We start from the raw sequence: 14,298 nt of genomic DNA on the forward strand, positions 1-14,298 counted from the left end.
CAGGTGTTGTTGTGGTTGGGGGGTTATTTGAGGCCGACGTTGGTCATCTGGCTCAGCAGTTCGCGGGCGACGTCCTGCGCGGCTTTTTTCAGCGCGTTGACTTGGGCTTCTTCTTCGGTCGGGCCCAGGCCGGCGGCCTGGATCGGGCCGACTTCCGCCTTGGTCTCGGGGATGGATTCGCTGGCGTCCAGCAGCTTGCCGGTGGCGGCCACGGAGACGCGGTACATGCCGGTGGCAGGGTCGGTGTCGGCCAGGCGCACGTCCAGGGTGCCGTAAGCGATGTAAGGCACTTTGGCGTTCTGCAAGCCGTTGGCCACGTCGCGCTCGGTTTGCGGCTGCAAGTCGTTGCCGGACTTGAAGTCGGCTTCGACGCTCTTGATTTTCAGCAGGCCTTTGCTGTACGGCTCAAGGTAGGCGGCGTCGACCACCTTGAAGCCGGCGGAGGCGAACACGCCGTTGAACACGCTTTTCAGGTAGTTGCTGGGGAAGATGGTGTAAGTCTTCTTGGTGGCCTTGCGAGTGGTGCTGCCGCCGGTCTCCGCCGACGCGCGATAGCGGGCGGCGTTCTTGCTGGCCTTGCCTTGCTCCTTGACTTCGACGCTCTGGTACTCGCGATCATCGAAGCGCTGCGAGGTGTCGGTCTGACGAGAAACGAAGATGAAGGTCAGCTTGGACTTCTGGCCGTTGCCGGCCTGGGCCACCGCGGAAGTGGACTTGACCGCGTTGTTGAGTTGAGACACGTTCAGCGTGGCGCGGACAGTGACGGTGTACTGACCCATGTCCGGGCGGTCCTCTTCGCTGAGGATGGCGGTTTCCAGAATGTAGCGCTCGGGGTCGGCTTTGACCTTGTCGCGTATCGCGTCCAGGTTCTGAGTCTGGGCGTCGCCGGCTTCGGCATAGTGTTTTTCCACCGCGCGCAACTGGGCCTGCAGCAGCGCCTGGGCCCGCACTTCCGGCGTCACTTTCTTGCCGAACAGCGAGGTTTCGTATTTGACGGTGGCTTGGCCCTTGGCGGTGGCCGTGGCGGCGCTGGCCTGGTGGCCCACCACCAGCAGCAGCGATAGCAATAGTGCGCGGATCATTTGCATGACTTGAGTAGCTCTTGTGTGGACGAAATTTGTTTGTCGATATCCGAGGCCGAAGTGGCTGATTTCAGCCAGGCGCTGCGGTTGCCGGCCAGGTTGTCGGACAGCTTGTTGTACAAGCCCTTGATGGCGTCGTAATAGGCGGGGAAGTCGTCTATCGTGTCTTGGGACGCCGGAACGAGCTTGACTTCGCCGTTCTTGAAGTCCGCGTCCAGATAGCGTTTTCCGGACACAGGCTCCTGGATTTCGACATGAGAGTAGGCGCCGTAAATGTAGCTGGCGCCGGCGGCGGCTTCGCCGCTCTTGATGCGTTTGAAGCGCGGCAGATCCAGGGTGATGGCGTAGTCCGCCTCCGGCAGCTTCAGCATGAAGACTTCGCCGTCGGAGATGCGCATGGACATCACATTGCCGATGGCGTAGCCCTTGGAGTAAGGCAGCAGCGGCACGTCGGTTTTACTGGACAGGCTCTCGGCGAATAGGTCGGCCACCCAGGTTTCGGCGGTGCCGGGAGTTTGGGTCAGTTTGGCGGGCAGCGCCTGAAGGGCCTCAGGCCCCAGCTTGACCTTGGCGACTTGCAGGTAGCGCGGCACCTGATTGGGCAGCGCAGCCTTGTTCACGATGTCGGCGAAGCGGGCGATGATGCCCGGCTTGTCCTGATCGCCGAAGTACACTGCCTGGAAGCGCCGCTGCATTTCCTTGGGGCTGGGTTCCCGGTCGATCAGATCCAGGTGCGCGAAGCTGAACGGATAGGAGCGCAGCACCGTCATGGTCTTGAAATCGAAGAACATGGCCTGGGCGTTGACCTGGGTCATCAGTTTGGCCACGCCGCCGAATTGTTCCGCCGATACGGTTTCGCCGGTGATGACCAGGGCCAGCACAATCGCCTGGTCCTGACCTTTCAAGGAGGAAAGGCCGGCCTGATTCAGCTCGAAGTGGCGCGGCGGGTTTTGACTCAGTACGGCGTTGAGTTGTTTGTTGAGCGGAGCGCCGGAGGCTTGCAGCGCTTTTTCCAGACGCAGGCTGTAGGGAAAACGGGCGGCGACGGATTTGCTGTCTCCGGAGTAGGCCAGTCCGGCGAAAGTGACGCTGGCGGCTTGAGTGGCGTTGACGACGAGCAAGGCGAGCATGCCGGCCAGACAAGACAATAGGAGTTTGTTACGCACTGCCGAATCCATCCTCATTCTTTTTGGTGAATCTGGCTGCCGTCATACACAGCCTTGATAGTTCACTTGTGAATATTCTACAAATCAAAAGCCAGCATGATACACCCATGACATTCGATATTCCATTTGTTTAAAAATTTACTTTATTAATAGTTTGTATGTATATGAATTAAATGGAATGATTTGGAGTCGCTGATGCGCGAATGAAGGAGGATGGGCGTTTTGGAGGAGGCGACGAAGTGAGGATGGAGGCTTGAATCTTATGGATGCTTGAGTATTTTGATCAACTCATGGCATTGTGTTGAAAATTTCAAACAACCATGGAGAGCAGAGCGATGAAACAGGCCTGCGATATCATTGTGTTCCAGCGTCACGACGTGGCGTTGGAATCGTTTGTGGCGGCCGAAGATCGCCGCATCGCCGGCGAGTGCCGGCAAAGCGTGACCAACCATTATTCCGATCCCAGCGGCCAGTTTCACGCCGGCATTTGGAGCGGTGGTCTGGGCAGCTGGAAAGTGCGCTACAGCGAACATGAGTTCTGCACCTTGCTGCAAGGCCGGGTGCGGGTCAGCGACGAGGCCGGGCACAGCGTGGAGTTGGCGCAGGGCGACCACTTTGTGATCCCCGCCGGCTTTGTAGGCACCTGGCAAGTGCTTGAGCCGGCTTGCAAGACGTATGCGGTGTTCGAGCCGCGGCAGCCGCGGGACCGGGAATAGGGCGGTTGCCCGGAAAAGCGAGACAGCCCCGCACTGCGGGGCTGTTTTTTGTGGGGGAGGCGCTGAGCTTAAAAAGTGAAGCCGGCGCCGATGTACATGCCGTCGGCCAAGCGGCGGTTGCGGTTGCCGTCCTTGCGTTCGATGTCGAAGTAGCGGTAGCCGGCTTCGACGGTGAACGGGCCGATCGGATTCCAGCGCACGCCGGCGGCGAGGTCGCTGACGTTCTTGACGCTGCCGCTGGCCATGCTGTCGCCGGCGTAATAGGCCTGGCCGTAGAGGCTGACCTTGGGCGCCAGCTGGATGTTGGCGCGGCCGCCCAGCAAGGCTGCGGTGCCGGAACCGCTATCCGGGTTCAGGCTCATCAGCTTGCCGCCGCCGGCCAGGGTGACCGGGCCCAGCGGAATCGCGAACTCCAGGCCGGCGCCGCCGGCGTTGCCCTTGTGGTCGCTGTTCAGGTAGTCGATGGAAAGACCCAGGCCCAGTCCTTGCGGGGTGCGGCTGAATTGCTGGAAATCCTTGCCGGCGATGAAGCTGTAATCGGCGGCGTGGGCAGCGGCGGCAGCCAGGGAGAGCAGCGCGGCGGTGGCGCCCAGTTGCAGAGTTTTCATGGGGTCACTTCTCTTGGGTGAGTTAGACAACAAGGGAAGTGACCGCTTTTTAAATTACAAGTTCGCATTCCACCCAATATTTCTTGTGCGGATCATTCGCTGGCGAGCAGATTTTCCAGTTCCAGCAGCCGGGTCTTGAGGGCGGCCACTTCCGCTTCCAGCGCGGCGACGCGGCCGGCCATGCCCACTTCGATCACGCCGCAGCCGTTGTCGCCTGCGGCCGGCAAAGACGGCGGTTCGCCGCTGAGCAAGTGAGCCCAGCGCGCCTCGCGTTCGCCGGGCTGGCGTTCCAGCTTCAGCACCAGCGGCGGGTATTTGTCGGCCAGCGCGTTGAGCGCGATTTCAACTTCCTCCACGCCGCTGAAGCCGTAGATGCGGCCTGAGCGGGTGCGGATCTCCGCCGCTGTCTGCGGCCCGCGCAACATCAGCAGCGCCAGAGCGGCCAGCCGCGCGCCTTCGATATTCCATTCGTAATTGAGCCTGTGCTCGTACTTGGCTACCCGGCTGCCGGCCGGCAGCCGCTCGTTCACCAGTTTCTTGGCGATCAGGCTGTCCAGCGCCGCGCTGATGTCGGCTTCGGACAGTTGCATCACTGGTTCGCGACTGGTCAGCTGATTGCAGGCCGAGGCAAGACCGTTCAAGGTCATCGGGTAGGCGTCCGGGGTCAGCGCCTGTTTTTCCATCAGGGCGCCCAGCACGCGCACTTCATGCGCTTCCAGTTGATGTGTGTCCATCCATGTCTCCGCTTGAGGCTGCCGACGCCGGGGGCGGCGGCGGGCCGGGTTGGCATATAGCGATTCTAGCGCGGTTGGAGGGGCCTCCGCACGGTGAGATCGTGACCTTGGCTTGACAGCGGCTGGCGCGCTTGCCACGCTGTGCGGTTTTGTCGATGGTTGGGAGAGCGCTATGACGCGAGTGGACGTGTTGCTGGTGGAACTAGGCCTGGCGGCTTCGCGCACGGCGGCGCAAAACTTGATCGCCGCCGGGCGGGTCAGTTGCGATGGCGCGCTGGTGAGCAAGCCCAGCCAGAAATGCGCGCCGGGCAGCCGTTTCGATATCGCCGCCGATCCGTCCGATCGTTTCGTCTCGCGCGGTGGGCTGAAAATGCTGGGCGCTTTGGAGTCGTCCGGCCTGGACCCGCGCGACGCGCTGGCTTTGGATGTGGGCCAGTCCACTGGCGGTTTTAGCGATTGCCTGCTGCAACAAGGCGCGCGGAGGGTGGTGGGGGTGGACGTGGGCCACGATCAATTGCATCCGCGGCTGCGGACGGACGCGCGCGTTCGTTATTTCGAAGGCGTAAACGCCAGGGCGTTGGACCACGCCGCCTTGTTGGCGGCCAATGACGGGCTGCCCTTCGACCTGATGGTATGCGACGTGTCCTTTATTTCCCTGACCCTGGTGTTGCCGTCGGCGCTGCCCTTGATCCGTCCCGGCGGGCATCTGCTCAGCCTGGTGAAGCCGCAGTTCGAGGTGGGACGCGAAGGTTTGGCCAGAGGGGGTATCGTACGCGACGAGAGTCTGTATCCGCGAGTGAGGGAAAAAATCAGCGAAGCCGTGCGGGAGCAGGGGTTCGAGCTGTTGAAGTGGTTCGACAGCCCGATCACAGGCGGCGACGGCAACCGCGAGTTTTTCATCTACGCGCGCAAACGCTGAGCGGCGCGAGGCGAAGCTTTTTATGATGAAGGCATCGCCACGGCCGCGCGTCGCGGTTATTATTCCGCTTGGCCGAATTCGCTTTGTTCGCTGCGCAACACCATGACCGGACAGTTGGCCCGACGCAGCAGGTTTTGGGCGAAGCTGCCCAGCAACAGGTGGGCGATGCCGCTGCGGCCATGCGTGCCGAGCACGACCAGATTGGCGTTGTGGCTGTCCGCATAGCGCACCAGCAGTTCCACCATGTCGGCGCCGCCGTCCCAGCTTTCCGCCATGTGGATCTGCACTTGTTCCACGCCGGCTTCCACTGCTTGCTTACGTGCGTGTTCCAGCACGCGGTTGCCGTCGCGGAAGGCTTGATCGTGTAGTTCGTGGGTGCCGAGCAGGCCGACGCCTTCCACCGCCAGGTCGCGCAGGCTGGCGATGTGGAACAGCGTCAGGCTGGCTTTGCAGAACTTGGCGATGCGAATGGCCTCCAGCAGCGCCTTGTCCGAATTGCTGCTGCCGTCCAGCGCGGCGATGATGTGTTGGTACATGTTCGATGTCCTTTATGGCTGGTGAGACGGAGGGCTATCGTGACAGCATATCGCGGAGGCCTGCTCAGGCCAAGTCGGCATAGGCCGGGCTTGACCTGGCGCAAAGCATTGACGAAGGGGCTGGGCGGTGTTTTACAATTCAATCTTCAGTTAAAGGTTTGATTTGAAATGCTTGTTTTTCTATTGATCATCGGCTCGTGCTTGCTGGCTTTGCTGGGGTGGATTTTGTACTCGCGCCGCGCGCCGCGCCAGGTCAAAAGGACGAGGGCCGAGGACAAGGTGTACGCCTTGAATACTCAGATCCGCGCGGTGGAGCCGCCGGAGCATTCCACGGGGATGGCTTTCGGCGTGTTGCTCAAGGCCGCGCGCGGCGATCGCGCCGCGGTGGAAAAGTGGATAGTGGCCGAGCAATATCGCGGTAACGTGCCGGTCAGCCGCGATGAGGCGATCGAGCTGCTGGCGAGACGGCTATTATTGAGCCGGAGCTGAGGTTTTCGGCGCGAGAAAATGAAAACAGGCCCGCAGAAACGGGCCTGTTTGTATTGATGAATGGGCTCTCAGGCCAGCAGGCCCAGGTATTGACGCTCCCACGGCGTAATCTGGCTATGGTAGTGGCTCAGTTCCACCTCCTTCACCGCGAGATAGGCGGCGCTGAACTCCACGCCGAACAGCCGCTTGGCGGCGTCGCCGCCGGCCATGGCCTCGCAAGCCGCGTCCAGGGTGTTGGGCAGGCTGGCGCGTTCGCTTTTGAATACATTGCCGGTGGCGGGCTCGCTGGGCCGCAAGCGCTCTTCAATGCCCAACAGGCCGGCGCCCAGGCTGGCCGCCAGCGACAAATAGGGGTTGGCGTCGCAGCCGGGCAGCCGGTTTTCCACGCGGCGGCCTTCGGGGCCGGACACCGGCACCCGCAGCCCCACCGAGCGATTGTCCAGACCCCAGCTCAGGTTGACCGGCGCGGCCATGCCCTTGACGAAGCGGCGATAGGAGTTGGGACTGGGGCAGAACAAGGGCATCAGTTCCGGCAGATAACGCTGCAGTCCGGCGATGAAGCCGTGGAAAGTGTCCGAGGCTTCACCGTCGGCGCGGCTGAACACATTGTCGCCGCGCTGGTCCACAACGCTTTGGTGCAGGTGCATCGAACTGCCCGGCTGGCCCGGCAGCGGCTTGGCCATGCACACCACGCTGAGGCCATGGAGGTTGCCTATCTCCTTCAGCGCGGTCTTGAACAGGAAGGTTTGGTCGGCCAGCGCCAGCGCGTCGCCGTGTTTGAGATTGATTTCAAACTGGCTGGGGCCCATCTCGTGGACGAAGGTGTCGGTGGCGATGCCCAGCATCTCGCAGGCGCGGTACAGATCGTCGAAATAAGCTTCCAGATCGTTGAGCGAGGAGAAGCTGAAGGAGTCGAAGCCGGCTTCGCGGCGGCCGCTGCGCAGCGTTGGAGGTTGAAACGGCTGTTGCGGGTCGCCGTGGGCGGCGAAGATGTAGAACTCCAGCTCCGGCGCCACCACCGGCGTCCAGCCTAGCGCCGCGTAGCGCGCCAGCACCGCTTTCAGCGCCGAGCGCGGCGCCAGCGGCGTGAGGTTGCCGTCGTGATCGACGCAGTCGCAGATCACGCTGGCGCGCGGGGTCTTGGCCCAAGGCACCTGGCGCAGAGTGGCGAAGTCCGGCGCCAGGGTGACGTCGGGATCGTGCTCGCCGTAGAAGCGGTAGTCCGGAAACTCCCCTATGCAGCTTTGAATGGGCACCGCCCGCGCAATGCGCAGCGGTTGCCCCTTGATGAAGGCTTTGGCCGGCAGGGTTTTGCCGCGGGCAAAACCGTGCACGTCGGCGAAAGCCAGTTCTACGTCACGAACATTCTGTTGAATCAGCCATTCGGCCAAGTCCGCCGGGATGGTGGCCTGGGACATGAGTCTCTCCCGATGCGCTTGCGCGTTATTGTTTGCATGTTTGGGTCTGTCTGTCCGTGGCGTGGTTTTATTTTTGGAGCGTTTGCTCTGCGGCCATTATGCCATCAGGCAGGGGCGGGAGGGCAAGCTCGGAATGAAGGCGGCAAAAAGCCCCGGCGGACCGGGGCTTGGGGGAGGGAAAGGCTTGGAGCGTGTTTTCAACGCCCTTTTCTATCGGTCTAGCCGCAGCGCAGCAGATCGAAAACAGGCTTTTAGAGGCGGAAGCGGCCCACGGTCTGCTGCAATGTATCCGCCTGCTGATCGATGGCGCGTACTGCTTGCACTGCGTTGCTGACCGAGTTCTGGGTTTCCTCCACCACGCCGGCCACCTGTTCGACATTGCCGGCGATATTGGTGCCGGCCTGGCTTTGTTCGCCCATCGCCACTACGACATTGTGCACGTTCTCCAGCGCCTGGCTGGCTTGCTTGCTGATGGCGTCCAGGGTCTGGGCCGCCTGCTGCACCTGTTCAACGCCGCCCTCCACCGCCGGACGGATGTCGTCCATCTGGTTGGATACGCTGCCGGTTTCGCTAACCACCGCTTGCACGATGGTGGAGATTTCATCGGTGGCGGTGGCGGTGCGTTCGGCCAGTTTGCGCACCTCGTCGGCCACCACCGCGAAGCCGCGGCCGGTTTCGCCGGCGCGGGCGGCTTCGATGGCGGCGTTCAGCGCCAGCAGATTAGTCTGGTTGGCGATATCGCGTATGGTCTCGGCGATGCCGCTGATGTTGCGGGTGCGCTCGGCTAGTTTGCCCACCATATCGCTGGCCGCATGCACTTGGCCGGCGATATTGCGGATGCCGTCGGCAGCCTGGGCGGCCAGCGCTTCGCCTTGGCGCGCCAGTTCCACGGTGCCGCGCGAGCCGGACTCGGTGTCGCGAGCGCTGGCGGTGACGTGGTCGATGCTGACCGACAGCTGTTCAATGGCGGCGGCGGCGGAACTGGTGGAGGAGCTGGCCACGCCGGACACTTCGTGCACCTTGTCCATGTCGCTGGACAGCTGGCGGCTGGCCTGGTTGATATTGGTGGCCGCCAGGCGGATCTCTTCTATCATCTGGCGTAGTTTCAGCTGCATTTCGCGCATCGCCGCCAGCAGGCTGTGCGGCGGGCCCTGCACCGCGATGTCGGTGCCCAGGTCGCCGTCGGCGATGGCCTTGACCACCTGCGCGGCGTAGTTGGGGTCGCCGCCCAGAGATTGCATGATGCTGCGCGACACCAGCAGGATCAGCCCGGCCAGCGTGATCATGCCGATGGCGGCGATGATCAGCAGCGTGCGCGCCTGACTCCAGAACAGTTGGTCGATGTCGTCGATGAAAATGCCGGTGCCCACCATCCAGCCCCAAGGCTCGAAGCGCACCACGCCGTTGAGTTTGGGAAACTCTTCCTTGCTGCCCTTGCGCGAGGTCTGGATGGTCACCAGGCCGTAGTGGTCCTTCTGCAGCGCCTCTTCATACACCGCCACCGTGGTGCGGCCGTCCGGCAGCGTGCTGCCCATGTCCACCTTGCCCACCCGGTCCTTGTTGGGGTGGAACATCACCACGTTTTGCGGATTGCGGCCGAAGAAGTAGATGTCATCCACCTTGAGCGCGTTGAGCGCGGCGATGGCTTGTTTTTGGGCGTCGGCGCGCGGCAGGCCTTTTTCTTCCAGCTTTTGGAAGTGGCTCATCGTGCCTTCGGCCATGCGCAGCAGGTGGGTGATTTGCTCGCGCTTTTCCTGGACCAGCGTGGCGCGGGTGGAGAGCAGCGCCACGGCCGCGATGCTGAGCAGAGCCAGCAGGCTGGCCGCCATGATGATGAACAGTCTGGTATTGACCCGCATGATGTTCGCTTTTCGAAGGTGGATGTCTGATTTTGGGCGGTAGTACTGCCTTTGCCGGCGGCAAGAGCAGGACCGGGATTATCGCCTGTTGTAGTATGGTTTTATGACATTACAAGCAGCAAGATCAAGGGTTTGGTATTAATACGGTAGGCTTGGCGCCGCTGCTGGCGGCGCCGTTGCGGGTTTTTAGTCGTGGACTTGCAGCCGTCCGCTGGCGATGGCGGCCTTGAACACTTGGTAATCGGCCTCTACCTGATCCGCGTAGGCCAGCGCGTAGTCGGCGATGGCCTGGTCCAACCTGTCGCTGTCGCCCACATAGCCCGCCAGCTGGGCGGCTTGGCCGCCGGATTTGGAATGCGCCCGCGCCAGCGCCCAGGCGCAGGCCTGGCCGTAGGCGGTTAGCGCCTCCGGCGTGGCGAAGGCTTCCAGCGACGGCGCGGCCTTCATGTCGCGCAGCTGGCGCACGTAGAAGTGGCGGCCGGCGGGGCCGGTGGTCCAACCCAGGAACAGGTCGCTGGCGGCTTGCATCAGGCGTTGGCCAAACACGACTCGCTTGCCCTGATGGCCATGCACGCAGGCCTGGGTGTAGGGCTCCAGCACCGAAGAGCGCGCCTCCTTCAATTGCAGGAACAGCGGTTGGTCGAAATTGTCCTGCAACAGCATCACCAGACAGCGGGTGCCCACGCTGCCCACGCCCACTACCTTGAACGCGCAATCCACAAGCCGGAAACGCTCCAGCAACTGGCGACGGTCTTCCTTCAGAGTGGCGATGTAGTTGTCCAGCATCGGCTTGACCAAGGCCTCGGCGTCGGAGGTGGACAGCCAGCTGTCGTCGTTGTCCAGCAGGGTGTTCTTGTCGTGCAGGTGGAAGATCACTGGTGGGTTGTCGCGCAGCCGCAGTGTGCCGTCCTCCAGCTCAGTCATCTTGGGCAGCAGCTTTTCTTGGGTCTGATGCCTGGCCTTGTCGGAGAGCTTGAGCATTTGCTGGCGGATGGCGTCGGTGGGCGCGCGCTCCAGCAATTGCTCGAAGCCCACCTTGGTGTACCACAGCTCCAATTGGCCCATGCGGGCGTACTCGTTGACGCGGCGGCGGTAGACCTCGCTGGCGCGGCTCACCATGTCCCGCGCCTGGCTTTCGCTGAAGCCCTGGCCGCGCGCGGCCAGCACTAGGCTGACCGCCAGCCGTTTCAAATCCCACTCCCATGGGCCGTGGTGGGTTTCGTCGAAGTCGTTGATGTCGAAGATCAGTTGCCGCTCGGGGGAGGCGAAGAAGCCGTAGTTCATCAGGTGGGCGTCGCCGCAGATCTGCAGCTTCAAGCCGCTGGAAGGGTTGGCGGCCAAGTCGGCGGCCTGGATCATGGCGAAGCCGCGGAAAAAGGTGAACGGAGATACCTGCATTCGGCTGTAGCGCAGCGGAATCAGGCCTTGCACCCGCCCCTGAGAGGTTTGCTCCACCATGGCCACCACGTCGCGCGGCGCGCTGAGCCGGTTTTCCGCTTGCAGGGTGCGGGAGCAGGATTGACGCAGCGCCTTGCCGGCGGCGTAGTGCAATTCGTACTTGGCGTGGTAATTGGACATGCGGGCTCCTGGACAAAGATCTCCTGTCCAGTGTAACCGCTGGAGAATTTTTGTCAGGTGGCAGCGGCGGCTAGGTTTATCCACAAAGTTGTCCCCGTTTCATCCACATTGCGCACAGCGCGGCGGGCGTTCCAGAAGTTGTGCACAAAGTAGAAAGGCAAGCGGACGCAATCAAACCGGGCGTCTGCCGGGGTTTTTATTATTTTATCCACAGATTTGTGCACAGTTTGCGCACACTTTCCACAGCGGCGGGGCTGCGGACAGCACTGTCCACAGGCCCGCAGGGGGGGGGAGACGTCAGCCGCGTTGCGCGCAGTCATTGACCAGTTTGCGCCATGCCTTGCTGTAGCTAAGGCCGTGGGTGTTCACCGTTAGCTTGCTGGCGTCGCCGTCCGGGCGGATGAGGATTTCCAGTCCGTCTTTATTAGTGGCGGGATTGGTCAGACGCACGGTTTCTCCGCGGTCTTTGCCGCGTTCGCGTTCGATGTATTCGCTGGGAATGCGCAGCTTGCGCATGCGCTCGTCCAGGCAGGTGGCGACGACGGGCGGAGGCGCTTTGGCTTTCAGCGTGGCGACCGGGTCGTTCAGGTTGGCGAGCGCCGGCACCACCGCGCAGCTCAGGGCGACGCCGAGCGCGGTTTGCAGCAATAGGGATTTGCAGTGTTCGATCAGATTGGGCATGGCTTTTACTTGCGTGAAGGACGACGTACCAGGATTGGAAACGCCGCGGCGCACGCAAGTTCGAGTGAGGCCAGTTGCAGGTGTTAAGGAGTTTGAGGTCCGAGGAGCGTCCAGAACCGGCTCAAAGTCTACGAGCGTGAACGGGGCTTCACCCGTGTAGCGCGACGGATTCGCCGACGACGGCGAGCAGCAGCCAGATTTGCCAATAGCTGCTGCGCGCCAGCGAATCGGCGCCGCGCAGTTCCAGGCTGCGCTGGATGCGCAGCTGACTTTGCCAACGCATCAGACCGCGGGAGGCGCGGACTTCCAGCAGCAGCAGCGGGGTCAAGGTCAGCAGTTTGAGAATGAAAAGCGGATGTTGCAGACGGGAGGGGTCTAGCGAGAGCAGGCCCAAGCCGCTGATGGTCCACAGCATCAGCGCCAGCAGCCACCAGCGATGGCTGCGGAATAGCTGAGAGGTCTGGCTGGGGAATTGCCGCTGGCGCAGCAGGCCGGCGCGGCTCCATAGCGCGGCCAGGCCGGCGCCCAAAGCCAGTAGATGCAAGCTTGCCAGCAGCCAGTGCCACAACATGGTTTGCCTCCCGTCCCCAAGAGATGCCCTACACGGTAAACAGGGGCGCGGCGGCTGGCAAGCTTATTTGCTTAGCTGTCGAAGCGCTGGCCCGCTTGGGCGCGGCGCAGGAAATCCAGCATCGCCGGCACGCGCTCGGAGCCTTCGGCTGGCGACCAGGCCGCCTGGTTTTGCGGCTGCAAGGGCAGGTAGGGGCCGTGCTTGACTTCAAACACCACGCTGCCCGGCAGCAGCGACACCACGGAATGCCAGGTGTTGGCCGGCATTTCGAACACCTTGGCGCCGTCTTCGCCCAGGCGATGGCGGCCTTGCACCACGCCGGCCTCGTCGAACACGATCACCTCGAAGGCGCCGCTGAGCGCGATCAACATTTCCCAGCTGTGGTCGTGGCGGTGCGGGCGCACGTAGGTGTCCGGCTCCATGGCGATGGCCAGGCGCTGGATGGGGTCTTCCAGTTGAGCGTGGAAATTCTGGTTGGCGCGCAGGCGCGGCGCACAGGCGGCTTTGGCCGACAGCGCGGCCAGGTCTTGTTGGTTCAGGGTCAGCATGGAATCGCCCGGTAGGGAAGCAAAGCAGCGATTATCAATGAAAACGCCGCCGGCAGCGAGGCCGGCGGTGTGTGTCCCGCCAGAGCGAGAAGCCTGCCACGCGGCCGGCTCCCAAGGCGGCGAAATCAGGAACGGATCTGGCCGTCGCCCAGCACGATCCATTTCTGGCTGGTCAGGCCGGTCAGGCCCACTGGGCCGCGCGCGTGGATCTTGTCGGTGGAAATGCCGATTTCCGCGCCCAGCCCGTATTCGAAACCGTCGGCGAAGCGGGTGGAGGCGTTGACCATCACGCTGGCGGAGTCCACCTCGCGCAGGAAGCGGCGCGTGCGCCCGTAGTCCTCGGACACGATGGCGTCGGTGTGGTGGCTGCCCCAGTGATTGATATGCTCGATGGCCTCGTCAAGGTCTTTGACCACCTTGATGGCTAGAATGGGCGCCAGATATTCGCTGGCCCAGTCCTCGTCGCTGGCCGGCCGAACCTTGTCGCCCAGGATGGCGCGCGTGCGTTCACAACCGCGCAGCTCCACGTCTTTTTCCCAATAGGCCTCGGCCAGGCGCGGCAGGATGAATTCCGCGAAGGCGGTGTGCACCAGCAGGGTTTCCATGGTGTTGCAGGTGCCGTAGCGGTGGGTCTTGGCGTTTAGAGCGATGTCGAAAGCTTTGTCCGGGCTGGCGGTGTCGTCAATGTAGACATGACAGTTGCCGTCCAGATGCTTGATCACCGGCACCCGCGCTTCGGCGCTGATGCGGGCGATCAGGCCCTTGCCGCCGCGCGGCACGATCACGTCCACGTATTGCGGCATGGTGATCAACTCGCCTACCGCGGCGCGGTCGGTGGTGGCCAGCACCTGCACCGCTTCCGCCGACAGTCCGGCCGCGCGCAGGCCTTCGTGCACGCAGGCGGCGATAGCCTGATTGCTGTGGAAGGCCTCGGAACCGCCGCGCAGCAAAGCGGCGTTGCCGGATTTCAGGCACAGGCCGGCGGCGTCGGCGGTGACGTTGGGACGCGCCTCGTAAATGATGCCCACCACGCCCAGCGGCACCCGCATCTTGCCTAGCTGAATGCCGGACGGCCGGTAGGCCATCTCGCTGACCTCGCCCACCGGGTCCGGCAGTGCGGCGATTTGGCGTAGCCCTTCGGCCATGCCGACGATGGTTTTCTCAGTCAAAGCCAGCCGCTCCAGCAGCGCCGGTTCCAAGCCGGCCTTGCGCGCCGCCTCCATGTCCTGAGCATTGGCGTCCAACAGCTTGGACTGATCGCGTAGGATGGCGTCAGCCATCGCCAGCAGCGCGCGGTTTTTCTGCGCGGTGTCTGCGCGGGCCAGCTCGCGGCTGGCCTTGCGGGCGGCCTTGCCCGTCTGTTGCATATAGTCTTTGACGTTCATCGTGGAAA

At 62.8% G+C, this 14,298-nt stretch carries 15 protein-coding genes; 3 read left to right on the forward strand and 12 right to left on the reverse strand.

The window, feature by feature from the left end:
* Positions 1-23 precede the first annotated feature (23 nt).
* Together GYH29_RS01345 and GYH29_RS01350 are read right to left on the reverse strand one after the other, a co-directional pair.
* Positions 24-1,088 carry a hypothetical protein gene (locus tag GYH29_RS01345; protein WP_118266376.1) on the reverse strand — a complete coding sequence of 355 codons (1,065 nt, stop codon included), beginning with the start codon at positions 1,086-1,088 and terminating at the stop codon, positions 24-26.
* Positions 1,079-2,248: a hypothetical protein gene (locus GYH29_RS01350; RefSeq protein ID WP_198001633.1), complete on the reverse strand. Its 1,170-nt coding sequence runs from the start codon at positions 2,246-2,248 to the stop codon at positions 1,079-1,081. The genes GYH29_RS01345 and GYH29_RS01350 overlap by 10 nt, the downstream gene beginning before the upstream one ends.
* Before the next feature lie 335 nt (positions 2,249-2,583).
* On the opposite strand from GYH29_RS01350, the gene GYH29_RS01355 reads away from it, so the two are divergent.
* On the forward strand, positions 2,584-2,964 hold the full coding sequence (locus GYH29_RS01355; protein WP_161523077.1) for a cupin domain-containing protein: 381 nt from the start codon (positions 2,584-2,586) through the stop codon (positions 2,962-2,964).
* A 68-nt stretch (positions 2,965-3,032) separates the two neighbouring features.
* On the opposite strand, the gene GYH29_RS01360 is transcribed toward GYH29_RS01355, so the two are convergent.
* Both GYH29_RS01360 and GYH29_RS01365 read right to left on the reverse strand, forming a co-directional pair.
* Complete coding sequence (locus GYH29_RS01360) at positions 3,033-3,572, reverse strand: YfaZ family outer membrane protein (RefSeq protein WP_081574401.1); 540 nt, start codon at positions 3,570-3,572, stop codon at positions 3,033-3,035.
* Between the two features lie 92 nt (positions 3,573-3,664).
* Positions 3,665-4,306, reverse strand: a complete 642-nt coding sequence (locus GYH29_RS01365) for a YceH family protein (RefSeq protein WP_019103765.1) — start codon at positions 4,304-4,306, stop codon at positions 3,665-3,667.
* A 172-nt stretch (positions 4,307-4,478) separates the two neighbouring features.
* Between GYH29_RS01365 and GYH29_RS01370 the strand changes: the two genes are divergently transcribed.
* The gene (locus tag GYH29_RS01370; RefSeq protein WP_043635529.1) at positions 4,479-5,225 is read left to right on the forward strand and encodes a TlyA family RNA methyltransferase; all 747 of its coding nucleotides are present in this window, start codon (positions 4,479-4,481) and stop codon (positions 5,223-5,225) included.
* Positions 5,226-5,284: 59 nt separating this feature from the next.
* Here GYH29_RS01370 and GYH29_RS01375 read toward each other — a convergent pair whose 3' ends face one another.
* Entirely contained in the window at positions 5,285-5,761 is a 477-nt protein-coding gene (locus tag GYH29_RS01375; protein WP_107732960.1) for a universal stress protein, read from the reverse strand.
* 168 nt (positions 5,762-5,929) lie between these two features.
* Between GYH29_RS01375 and GYH29_RS01380 the strand changes: the two genes are divergently transcribed.
* Complete coding sequence (locus tag GYH29_RS01380) at positions 5,930-6,250, forward strand: hypothetical protein (RefSeq protein ID WP_161523078.1); 321 nt, start codon at positions 5,930-5,932, stop codon at positions 6,248-6,250.
* A gap of 68 nt (positions 6,251-6,318) precedes the next feature.
* Here GYH29_RS01380 and GYH29_RS01385 read toward each other — a convergent pair whose 3' ends face one another.
* The 7 genes from GYH29_RS01385 to GYH29_RS01415 all read right to left on the reverse strand — a co-directional run bounded on the left by GYH29_RS01385 (position 6,319) and on the right by GYH29_RS01415 (position 14,290).
* Entirely contained in the window at positions 6,319-7,668 is a 1,350-nt protein-coding gene (locus tag GYH29_RS01385; RefSeq protein ID WP_161523079.1) for a glutamine synthetase family protein, read from the reverse strand.
* 251 nt (positions 7,669-7,919) lie between these two features.
* Positions 7,920-9,527, reverse strand: a complete 1,608-nt coding sequence (locus GYH29_RS01390) for a methyl-accepting chemotaxis protein (RefSeq protein ID WP_019103760.1) — start codon at positions 9,525-9,527, stop codon at positions 7,920-7,922.
* A 186-nt stretch (positions 9,528-9,713) separates the two neighbouring features.
* Complete coding sequence (locus GYH29_RS01395; protein WP_019103759.1) at positions 9,714-11,105, reverse strand: DUF2252 domain-containing protein; 1,392 nt, start codon at positions 11,103-11,105, stop codon at positions 9,714-9,716.
* A gap of 297 nt (positions 11,106-11,402) precedes the next feature.
* Positions 11,403-11,786 carry a hypothetical protein gene (locus GYH29_RS01400; RefSeq protein ID WP_043592362.1) on the reverse strand — a complete coding sequence of 128 codons (384 nt, stop codon included), beginning with the start codon at positions 11,784-11,786 and terminating at the stop codon, positions 11,403-11,405.
* Between the two features lie 148 nt (positions 11,787-11,934).
* Complete coding sequence (locus GYH29_RS01405) at positions 11,935-12,357, reverse strand: DUF2214 family protein (protein WP_019103757.1); 423 nt, start codon at positions 12,355-12,357, stop codon at positions 11,935-11,937.
* A gap of 71 nt (positions 12,358-12,428) precedes the next feature.
* A complete protein-coding gene (locus tag GYH29_RS01410) occupies positions 12,429-12,905 on the reverse strand; it encodes a WbuC family cupin fold metalloprotein (protein WP_019103756.1) in 477 nt (158 codons plus the stop codon).
* A 125-nt stretch (positions 12,906-13,030) separates the two neighbouring features.
* Positions 13,031-14,290 (reverse strand): glutamate-5-semialdehyde dehydrogenase, encoded by a 1,260-nt coding sequence (locus GYH29_RS01415; RefSeq protein ID WP_161523080.1) that lies wholly within the window; start codon positions 14,288-14,290, stop codon positions 13,031-13,033.
* Positions 14,291-14,298: the final 8 nt, after the last annotated feature.

It is taken from the genome of Chromobacterium haemolyticum (assembly GCF_009936155.1).
GTDB classification, from domain to species: domain Bacteria; phylum Pseudomonadota; class Gammaproteobacteria; order Burkholderiales; family Chromobacteriaceae; genus Chromobacterium; species Chromobacterium haemolyticum.

Excerpts from the sequence above, each read along its gene's own strand:
- GYH29_RS01345 (WP_118266376.1), bottom strand. The coding sequence starts at position 1,088 with ATGCAAATGATCCGCGCACTATTGCTATCGCTGCTGCTGGTGGTGGGC.
- GYH29_RS01355 (WP_161523077.1), top strand. The coding sequence starts at position 2,584 with ATGAAACAGGCCTGCGATATCATTGTGTTCCAGCGTCACGACGTGGCG.
- GYH29_RS01360 (WP_081574401.1), bottom strand. The coding sequence starts at position 3,572 with ATGAAAACTCTGCAACTGGGCGCCACCGCCGCGCTGCTCTCCCTGGCT.
- GYH29_RS01365 (WP_019103765.1), bottom strand. The coding sequence starts at position 4,306 with ATGGACACACATCAACTGGAAGCGCATGAAGTGCGCGTGCTGGGCGCC.
- GYH29_RS01370 (WP_043635529.1), top strand. The coding sequence starts at position 4,479 with ATGACGCGAGTGGACGTGTTGCTGGTGGAACTAGGCCTGGCGGCTTCG.
- GYH29_RS01375 (WP_107732960.1), bottom strand. The coding sequence starts at position 5,761 with ATGTACCAACACATCATCGCCGCGCTGGACGGCAGCAGCAATTCGGAC.
- GYH29_RS01380 (WP_161523078.1), top strand. The coding sequence starts at position 5,930 with ATGCTTGTTTTTCTATTGATCATCGGCTCGTGCTTGCTGGCTTTGCTG.
- GYH29_RS01385 (WP_161523079.1), bottom strand. The coding sequence starts at position 7,668 with ATGTCCCAGGCCACCATCCCGGCGGACTTGGCCGAATGGCTGATTCAA.
- GYH29_RS01390 (WP_019103760.1), bottom strand. The coding sequence starts at position 9,527 with ATGCGGGTCAATACCAGACTGTTCATCATCATGGCGGCCAGCCTGCTG.
- GYH29_RS01395 (WP_019103759.1), bottom strand. The coding sequence starts at position 11,105 with ATGTCCAATTACCACGCCAAGTACGAATTGCACTACGCCGCCGGCAAG.
- GYH29_RS01400 (WP_043592362.1), bottom strand. The coding sequence starts at position 11,786 with ATGCCCAATCTGATCGAACACTGCAAATCCCTATTGCTGCAAACCGCG.
- GYH29_RS01405 (WP_019103757.1), bottom strand. The coding sequence starts at position 12,357 with ATGTTGTGGCACTGGCTGCTGGCAAGCTTGCATCTACTGGCTTTGGGC.
- GYH29_RS01410 (WP_019103756.1), bottom strand. The coding sequence starts at position 12,905 with ATGCTGACCCTGAACCAACAAGACCTGGCCGCGCTGTCGGCCAAAGCC.
- GYH29_RS01415 (WP_161523080.1), bottom strand. The coding sequence starts at position 14,290 with ATGAACGTCAAAGACTATATGCAACAGACGGGCAAGGCCGCCCGCAAG.